The organism is Bacillus sp. AF23 (genome assembly GCF_020861455.1).
GTDB classification, from domain to species: domain Bacteria; phylum Bacillota; class Bacilli; order Bacillales; family Bacillaceae; genus Bacillus; species Bacillus halotolerans.
This window is the reverse complement of the sequence record NZ_JAJHVY010000010.1, coordinates 142,019-150,595: the sequence shown is the minus strand read 5'-3', so window position 1 is coordinate 150,595 and position 8,577 is coordinate 142,019. Positions and strand designations below refer to the sequence as shown.

8 protein-coding genes and 1 riboswitch are annotated in these 8,577 nt (G+C 43.4%); of the genes, 4 read left to right on the top strand and 4 right to left on the bottom strand.

Annotated features, from left to right (window positions below; genetic code table 11):
• Positions 1–73: 73 nt before the first annotated feature.
• From gcvPB to gcvT, 3 genes are read right to left on the bottom strand one after another with little or no spacing between them, the layout of a single operon-like run.
• Positions 74–1,555: an aminomethyl-transferring glycine dehydrogenase subunit GcvPB gene (gene gcvPB, locus LNN34_RS02930; RefSeq protein WP_229042669.1), complete on the bottom strand. Its 1,482-nt coding sequence runs from the start codon at positions 1,553–1,555 to the stop codon at positions 74–76.
• Positions 1,548–2,894 (bottom strand): aminomethyl-transferring glycine dehydrogenase subunit GcvPA, encoded by a 1,347-nt coding sequence (gene gcvPA / locus LNN34_RS02925; RefSeq protein ID WP_193659470.1) that lies wholly within the window; start codon positions 2,892–2,894, stop codon positions 1,548–1,550. Before gcvPA ends, gcvPB begins: the two co-directional genes overlap by 8 nt.
• Positions 2,895–2,922: 28 nt before the next feature.
• A complete protein-coding gene (gene gcvT / locus LNN34_RS02920) occupies positions 2,923–4,011 on the bottom strand; it encodes a glycine cleavage system aminomethyltransferase GcvT (RefSeq protein WP_044154615.1) in 1,089 nt (362 codons plus the stop codon).
• Between the two features lie 173 nt (positions 4,012–4,184).
• A riboswitch (glycine riboswitch) is annotated at positions 4,185–4,286 on the bottom strand.
• 168 nt (positions 4,287–4,454) lie between these two features.
• Between gcvT and LNN34_RS02915 the strand changes: the two genes are divergently transcribed.
• The 4 genes from LNN34_RS02915 (at position 4,455) to sinR (ending at position 7,668) form a co-directional block, all read left to right on the top strand.
• On the top strand, positions 4,455–6,128 hold the full coding sequence (locus LNN34_RS02915; protein ID WP_059293610.1) for a DEAD/DEAH box helicase: 1,674 nt from the start codon (positions 4,455–4,457) through the stop codon (positions 6,126–6,128).
• A gap of 19 nt (positions 6,129–6,147) precedes the next feature.
• Positions 6,148–6,942: a YqhG family protein gene (locus LNN34_RS02910; RefSeq protein ID WP_229042667.1), complete on the top strand. Its 795-nt coding sequence runs from the start codon at positions 6,148–6,150 to the stop codon at positions 6,940–6,942.
• Positions 6,943–7,125: 183 nt separating this feature from the next.
• A complete protein-coding gene (gene sinI, locus LNN34_RS02905) occupies positions 7,126–7,299 on the top strand; it encodes an anti-repressor SinI (protein WP_024122036.1) in 174 nt (57 codons plus the stop codon).
• A 33-nt stretch (positions 7,300–7,332) separates the two neighbouring features.
• Positions 7,333–7,668, top strand: a complete 336-nt coding sequence (gene sinR, locus LNN34_RS02900; RefSeq protein WP_003226345.1) for a transcriptional regulator SinR — start codon at positions 7,333–7,335, stop codon at positions 7,666–7,668.
• Between the two features lie 85 nt (positions 7,669–7,753).
• Here sinR and tasA read toward each other — a convergent pair whose 3' ends face one another.
• Positions 7,754–8,539, bottom strand: coding sequence for a biofilm matrix protein TasA (tasA, locus tag LNN34_RS02895; protein ID WP_024122037.1), 786 nt, complete (start codon positions 8,537–8,539; stop codon positions 7,754–7,756).
• Between the last annotated feature and the right edge of the window lie 38 nt (positions 8,540–8,577).

Sequence of the window (8,577 nt, the reverse complement as noted above, 5' to 3'; positions counted from 1 at the left end):
CCGTTTTCAAACTTGAAGGTGTTTTTTATTTGTCTCATCTTATGGGGTCAGTCCCATATCAGACAGCTGTTTTTTATTTTACAAGTTCGCTGCTTACGTTTTTCTCGTATCTAAGTACAGGCTGTCTCGCTGCTTTTGTTTCATCCATTCTTTTGACGATTGTTGTATGCGGAGCCTCCTGTACGAGCTCCGGAGTTTCATCTGCTTCTTTCGCAATTTGGATCATAGCATCAATAAACGCATCCAGCGTTTCCTTGGATTCTGTCTCTGTCGGCTCAATCATGATGCACTCCTCAACATTAAGCGGGAAATAAATTGTAGGCGGATGATAGCCGAAATCGAGCAGCCGTTTTGCAATATCCAGCGTACGCACCCCAAGCTTTTTCTGGCGTTTCCCTGACAATACAAATTCGTGCTTGCAATGGCGGTCAAACGGCAGATCGTAATAAGGGGCAAGCTTTCTCATCATATAGTTGGCGTTCAGCACCGCGTTTTCAGTAACGGCCTTTAACCCGTCCGGGCCCATAGAGCGAATATACGTATACGCTCTGACATTGATGCCGAAGTTGCCGTAATAAGGCTTAACACGGCCTATCGCGTGAGGGCGGTCATAGTCAAAAGTAAACCGGCCTTCTTTTTTGATTAAAACGGGTTTTGGCAGATAAGGAATCAGATCTTCTTTTACGCCAACCGGACCTGAACCTGGACCGCCTCCGCCGTGAGGCCCTGTAAAGGTTTTATGCAAATTAAGATGCACCACATCAAATCCCATATCACCGGGTCTCGCTTTACTTAACACGGCATTTAAATTAGCGCCGTCATAATACAGCTTTCCTCCGGCTTGGTGAACGATTTCCGCCATCTCGGTGATCTGCTCCTCAAATAATCCGAGTGTATTCGGATTCGTCAGCATAAGAGCTGCGGTTTCTTCATTCACCGCTCTTTTTAAACCCTCTAAATCAACAAGCCCGTTTTCATTCGATTTCACCGTCACCGTTTCAAAACCGGCAACTGTTGCAGACGCAGGATTTGTCCCATGAGCTGAATCGGGGACAATGACCTTTGTCCGTTTCATATCTCCGCGCGCCTCATGATAAGCGCGGATCATCATCAGTCCCGTCCATTCGCCATGCGCCCCCGCCGCGGGCTGAAGCGTGACCTCATCCATTCCCGTAATTTCCTCGAGATGCTTGCTTAAGTCATATAAAAGCTCCAAAGCGCCTTGCACTGTGTCTTCGTCCTGAAGAGGATGGATCGCGGCAAAACCGGGAATCCGCGCGATTTTTTCATTCAATTTCGGATTGTATTTCATTGTGCAGGAACCGAGCGGATAAAAGCCCGAATCAACCCCGTGGTTCCGTCTGGACAATGCTGTGTAATGCCGCATAATATCCAGCTCAGAAACCTCCGGCAGCTCTGCGTCCTCATCCCGGATATAGCTGTCTGACAAGAGGTCCTCCACTTCCATTTCCGGTACGTCAAGCTCCGGCAGACTGTAGCCGACACGGCCTTCTCTTGAAAGCTCAAAAATAAGTGCCTGATCCTGATTATTCATGGCGATCCCCCAATTCCTGAATGAGTGCATCAATTTCTTCTTTTGTTCTCAGCTCTGTTACGGCAATAAGCATATGGCGGTCAAGCTCCGGATACGTCAGACCCAAATCGTAGCCGCCGATGATCCCTTTTGTCAGCAATCTTTGATTTACCGATTTCACAGGTTTATCTAGTTTGATAACGAATTCGTTAAACATCGGCCCGTCAAACATTACGGTGAGCCCCGCTTTTTTCGCTTCTTGCTTAGCATAATTAGCTTTTAAGAGATTTTGGCGGGCAATTTCTTTTACGCCGTTTTTCCCGAGAGCCGTCATGGCGACGGAAGCGGCCAGTGCGTTTAAAGCCTGGTTCGAGCAGATGTTTGACGTCGCCTTATCCCTGCGAATATGCTGCTCTCTGGCTTGTAAGGTAAGCACAAAACCTCTTTTTCCGTTTTCATCCTCCGTTTGTCCGACGAGGCGGCCCGGCACCTTTCTCATTAATTTTTTCGTGACCGCAAAAAATCCGCAATGGGGTCCGCCGTATGCGGAAGGAATCCCGAATGGCTGTGCGTCGCCAACCACAATATCGGCCTGAAAAGCGCCCGGCGGGGTCAGAAGTCCCAATGCAAGCGGATTGGCTGAGACAATAAACATGGATTTTCCCTGATGAGCGATCGGCTCAATATCCTTCAACGGCTCAATCAGACCAAAAAAGTTCGGGTACTGCACAATGACCGCCGCCGTATCGTCACAAACGGTTTCGCGCAAAGCATCAAGATCAGTCACTCCATTTGCGGCAGGGACTTCAACAACTTCAATATACTGTCCTTTTGCATATGTTTTCAGCACTTCTCTCGATTCAGGGTGCACGGTTGTTGACACCACAATTTTTTTCTTTTTCGTATGTCCGGAGGCAAGCATCGCAGCTTCCGCCAAGGCTGTTCCGCCATCATACATAGAAGAGTTGCTGATATCCATGCCAGTTAATTCACAAATCATCGTTTGAAACTCGAAAATCGCCTGAAGCTCCCCTTGAGAAATTTCCGGCTGATATGGTGTATAAGCTGTATAAAACTCAGACCTTGAAATGACATGATCCACAATAACCGGCTGATAATGATCATATACACCGGCGCCTAAGAAAGATGCGTATTGAACGGTATCACAGTTTTTAGACGCCAGCTTTGTCAGTTCTTTTGTTAATTCTGTTTCTGATTTTGCCTTTTTGATTTGATACTCTTTTTTAAATCTGACGTTCTCCGGTATATCGGCGAATAAATCATCGATCGTGTTTGCGCCGATGGCATCAAGCATTTCCTGTTTATCCTTTTCTGTCGCGGGCAAATAGCGGTGCTTCATGTGTTGACCCCTCTCCAAAGAAAAATTTTTAGCGTTTATAAAATGGTGTTTTAACTACCTTTGCTTTCACTAATTTTTTGCGAATCTCCACTTCTACAACAGTTCCGATCTCACTCGCTCCAGCATCAACCAAGGCAAGGCCCACGTTTTTCCCCAATGTCGGTGACTGGGTGCCTGTTGTCACCTTTCCGACGGACTTGCCGCTTTGAAACACTTCATATCCGTGTCTCGGTATTCCTTTTTCAATCATTTCAAGACCGACGAGCTTTCGTTTCGCCCCGTTTTCTTTCTGTTCACTCAATACAGACTTCCCAAAAAAATCAGATTCTTTTTTGTGTTTTACGGCAAAGCCTATACCTGCTTCAACCGGCGTGATATCCCGAGTCAGCTCCTGGCCATAGAGCGGGAGCTTCGCTTCAAATCTGAGTGTATCACGCGCCCCTAGCCCGCATGGCATAAGCCCGTGTTCTTCACCCGCTTCAATGATTTGTTTCCAAATTCGGACGGCGTCATCAGCACGGCAGTAAATTTCGAACCCGTCTTCACCCGTATAGCCGGTGCGCGAAATGAGTGCTTTGCAGCCACTGATATCAGCTTCATCAATAAATGCAAATGGTTTTAAAGCAGACACACCTGAAGCTGTCAGATTTTTTAAGATTGTTTCTGCCTTCGGTCCCTGCACGGCCAAAAGCGCAATCTGATCTGACAAATTGTCAATCTGGACATCTCCTGCTGCGTGTTCTTTGAGCCAAGCAAGATCTTTATCTATATTTGAAGCATTTATGACAAGCAAATAGCGGTTTTCAGCTTTTTGATAGATGAGTAAATCATCAACGGTGCCGCCATCCGGATAGCACATTGCGGTATATTGCGCACGGCCGGTTTTTAACGCGGATACATCATTTGTCATCAGCTTTTGTAAAAAAGACAAGCTGTCATCCCCCGTGATTTCGACTTCCCCCATATGAGATACATCAAACAGCCCGGCTGCTGTTCGGACAGCCTCATGCTCTTTTTTGATTGAAGAAAATTGAACAGGAAGCTCCCAGCCTCCGAAATCAATCGTTTTCCCTCCATATTCCTTATACAATTCAAATAACGGTGTTCTTTTCAGCATCAAATTCCTCCCCTTTTTCAACGGCGCAGCTAAAAAAACATACAAAAAAGGACAGAGAAACACCTCATATTAAATGAAGGTTCTCTGTCCTGGCACCTGAAAGTTTACTTTGCAATAGCAAAGACGTCCCCTTTGGTGGCTTGCGCATTTCACACAAACACTCTCCAGAGTTGCGTCGAGCAAGAGTTCTTTTGCCTGAGAGATTCACTCCGCAGTTTGCTCCTTCGGCGCCTGTATCCCGGTTTTCTCGGTCAGGTCTCTCCCCTTGCTGTCATTCGCTCATATTTTCATGCTGTTATGGACATACTATAGCAATATCTTACATCAAATACATACTCATATCCTACCATCATCACTATATGCTGGGCAACAGCAATTTGGGCGGATTTTTCTTATATTGTTCATTTTAAAAATTGAAGAATATGAAAGGCGGTTTCACAGCAATGAATGCAGAAATCACATATGATACAAAATGGCCCGAAGAATTTGCCGAAAGACTGAAAAACGACGGTCCGTGGTCAAACTGGGAGCTGTACAAGCTTTCATCAGAAATTCAGGAAACATTGGCGATTCCTGAATTTGAAGGCTTGCGGGCCCCATTATATCTCCCTTCCTTCACGCCGCTTCCCCATCAGCTTGAGGTTGCGCAGAAGGTTGTTGAAAAAATGAACGGAAAAGCGATTTTAGCAGATGAAGTGGGGCTCGGCAAAACTGTTGAAGCCGGACTGATTCTAAAAGAATATATGATTCGCGGGTTAGCCAAAAAAATTCTGATCCTTGTGCCAGCTTCTCTTGTTTCGCAGTGGGTGAAAGAGCTTCAGGAAAAATTTTTGATTCCGGCTGTTGAGCAAAAGAAAAGCTATGTGTGGGAGCAGTGCGATATCGTCGTGTCCTCCATCGATACTGCAAAGCGCTCGCCCCACCGGGAAATTGTGCTGTCAATCCCATATGATCTCGTCATTATTGATGAGGCCCACAAGCTGAAAAATAGCAAAACAAAGAACTATGAATTTGTCCGGAATCTTGTAAAAAAGTACTGCCTGCTGCTGACTGCGACGCCAATCCAAAACCGTGTTGAAGAAATTTTCAATTTGGTTTCCTTATTAAAGCCTGGTCATTTAGGCAATCAGAATCACTTTCAAGAAATGTTTTCTAAAAAGAAATCCAGCTTAGAAGCACATGATCATTTAAAAGATCTAGTGAATAAAGTCATGATTCGCAACAGGCGGCATGACACCGGGCTGAATTGGAAGCAGCGCCGCGTCGAAACAGTGCCGATTGAATTTTCTCCATCAGAGCAGGCGCTTTACGATGAGATTTCCCGCCTGAAAGAAAGCATTAACAAACCGGCCAGCATGTTCTCCATTATGACACTCCAAAGAGAATGCTGTTCAAGCAGGGAAGCTGTGTACATGACACTGAAAAAAATGCTCGACCAAAAAGAAAAACAGGCACCAGCCATTGATGAACACACCATTTCTATATTAATGGACCGCATCAATCAAGTGACGCAAAATTCTAAAGCGAATCAAGTCGTCGATCTGATTAAAAAGATAGACGATAAAGTCATTATTTTTACAGAATACCGTGCCACTCAAATTTACCTGCAATGGTTTCTTCAGCAACACGGCATCAGCTCTGTGCCGTTCAGAGGCGGATTTAAACGCGGGAAAAAAGACTGGATGAAGGACCTTTTCCGCGGGAAGGTTCAAGTGCTGATTGCAACTGAAGCGGGCGGCGAAGGGATCAACCTGCAGTTTTGCAATCACATGATTAACTATGATTTGCCATGGAATCCGATGCGGCTTGAACAAAGAATCGGAAGAATCCACAGGCTCGGGCAGGAACGTGACGTCCATATTTATAACATGGCTACCAAACATACAGTGGAAGAGCATATTTTAAAGCTTTTATATGAAAAAATTCATTTATTTGAAAAAGTGGTCGGCGAGCTTGATGACATTTTAACAAAAATTCAAGTCAACAATTTTGAAGAGCACCTGCACGATATTTTGTACCATTCGGCAACCGAAGAAGAAATGAAAATTAAAATGGACAACTTAACCTCATTTTTATCTTATAAAAAACAGCAGCCCGCTGAAAAAAGAGGTTCTTAGCCGCAAGGAGGTTTTACAAGTGAGACAGCAAGAGGTTCACCAATTTCTGCTTCGTTTTTTCCAGGCAAACAGCTGTCCGATCATCGACCAAGGACCCGGTTACATGACGGTTCAGCTTACAGTTGAAATGGACAAACAGATCATGAATCGGCCTTTTTACTGGCACTGGCGCGAGAAGACCGGCGGCGACCCGAATCCGATGAAAATAACGTTCATTACAGATAAGGAATCCACTTCAAAAGACCTAGATGGTGAATTTATTTATTTCGGGGCGCCGCGCCTTTTTCAAATCTTTAAAGCAGTTAAACAAAATGGGAGATTTACCAGAATGTATGAGAAAATTGAATCAGCCGGAGCGAAAATTCCGCTTCAGCCTTGGCTTGGTATAAATGTCATGATTTCATACCAGTCCGACATGAAAAAGGATAAGCTATTGTCACTAGGTCTTCACCTTGTCTCTGGAACCATGATTGAAGATTTTCAAAGTAAGCTCGTACAGCTTTCATTGACATCACAAATATGTGACTATTGTTTCACCATATCGCCTATGATCAAACCTGAAAGCGGTCTTAAGCGGATGGAGAGCTATATTACCCAAGCCGCTATGCAAGAACCGTCAGACTGGGCAGAGCAGGCGGTAAACAGGTGGCAAAACGATATGAAATTGCTTGATCAGTTTTATGAGCATACAGAAGAAAAACCAGAAGAGTACCAACTTGAAAAACAAGCGTTAAAAGCCTTGTATCAACCAAAGATATCAGTTCAGATCGAAAATGGCGGATTATTTTTTCTGCAAAATAATATTTCGAGCTAACTTTTTTCAGATTCGACATCGTTCTCGTTTTTTTTGGAAAAATGCTATTATAATAAAGGTATATTGGAAAAAAATTCTGGCTATTCAATTGGCAAATGACTTCCAGAGACCACAGAAGGCGTACAATGGTCATGGCCGGACTGGCTGAAATACATAAACAAGTATTTTAGGAGGAGAAACTGCATGAAAAATGCAAAACAAGAGCACTTCGAATTAGATCAAGAATGGGTTGAATTAATGATGGAAGCCAGAGAAGCAAATATCAGCCCTGAGGAAATACGCAAATATTTACTTTTAAACAAAAAGTCTGCTCATCCTGGTCCGGCAGCCAGAAGTCATACCATAAATCCTTTCTGAATGTGCTATAATATCACAAGGAAGGTGATGACATTGATTGGCCAGCGTATTAAACAATACCGTAAAGAAAAAGGCTACTCACTATCAGAACTAGCAGAAAAAGCTGGGGTAGCGAAGTCTTATTTAAGCTCAATAGAACGAAATCTACAAACGAACCCCTCCATTCAATTTCTCGAAAAAGTCTCCGCTGTTCTGGACGTCTCGGTTCATACTTTGCTTGATGAAAAACATGAAACCGAATACGATGGTCAATTAGATAGTGAATGGGAGAAATTGGTTCGCGATGCGATGACATCTGGGGTATCGAAAAAACAATTTCGTGAATTTTTAGATTATCAAAAATGGAGAAAGTCCCAAAAAGAGGAGTAGTGCCTGAGCAGAGGCACTTACTCCTCTTTTGTCAATGAACATAAGAATGGCTCAGTACGCATGTACTGAGCCACCTCTTTTTCTATTAATGTTTATCCTCGCTATGCGCTTTTTCATTTTCTTTAATGTAACCGTCTTTATCAGTATGTTCCTTTTTGATTGTCAAGCCATTCCACTGTGTTGCTTCAAATGAGAATTGAAGCTGTAATGAGTTGCCTTGATATTTATTTTGAACCATTTGTCCCTTTTCATCTTTTGTTTTATCGTCTTTAAATTGAATTTCCATTTTAACCTGGTCAAAATCAGTCGGTGTTTTAGGAACACCGTCATATTCAGGAGCGGTTTTACCGTCAATTGTCGCTATATTGACTTTTCCGCTTGCGTTTAAGAATTTAGGATCAATTTGTTTTTTAATTTTTTCAGTCGCCGCAGCATCATTCTTAGAGGACATTAAATATAAGTCTTTAAGGTTGGCATCATCTAAAATGATGTTTTTCGGATAGCCATTGCCTCCCTCTTTGCCGACTGTCAATAATGTAACCTCAAACTGGCTGAGAAAATCTTCTGGGGATGTATTACTTCCGCCGTTTGCTTTAAATTCTCCATAATTCAGCGCCATTAATACCTCTTTGATCGCAAGTGAGCCGTTATTTTCGAATTGGAAATCTTTCGTCAATTTATCTCCCGGCTTTAGATTTGATAAGTTGACACTGGCTGAATTTTCTTTCGCTGCTAAATCAAGCGTACCTGATGCAAAAGTAGCATCCGTTGATTTAATGTCGTTAAATGCTGCCCATGTTCCTCCTCCTACTAAAGCTAACCCTAGTGCTGCTGATGCAACTCCTAAACTCAATTTCTTTTTCATACCCATGGTAAACTCCCCTTTTATTGAATGATTATATTATCGAA

Bases quoted from the DNA above. Each gene is read 5' to 3' on its own strand.
- LNN34_RS02915 (WP_059293610.1), top strand. From the start codon at position 4,455: ATGAATGCAGAAATCACATATGATACAAAATGGCCCGAAGAATTTGCC.
- tasA (WP_024122037.1), bottom strand. From the start codon at position 8,539: ATGGGTATGAAAAAGAAATTGAGTTTAGGAGTTGCATCAGCAGCACTA.
- gcvPB (WP_229042669.1), bottom strand. From the start codon at position 1,555: ATGAATAATCAGGATCAGGCACTTATTTTTGAGCTTTCAAGAGAAGGC.
- gcvPA (WP_193659470.1), bottom strand. From the start codon at position 2,894: ATGAAGCACCGCTATTTGCCCGCGACAGAAAAGGATAAACAGGAAATG.
- sinI (WP_024122036.1), top strand. From the start codon at position 7,126: ATGAAAAATGCAAAACAAGAGCACTTCGAATTAGATCAAGAATGGGTT.
- gcvT (WP_044154615.1), bottom strand. From the start codon at position 4,011: ATGCTGAAAAGAACACCGTTATTTGAATTGTATAAGGAATATGGAGGG.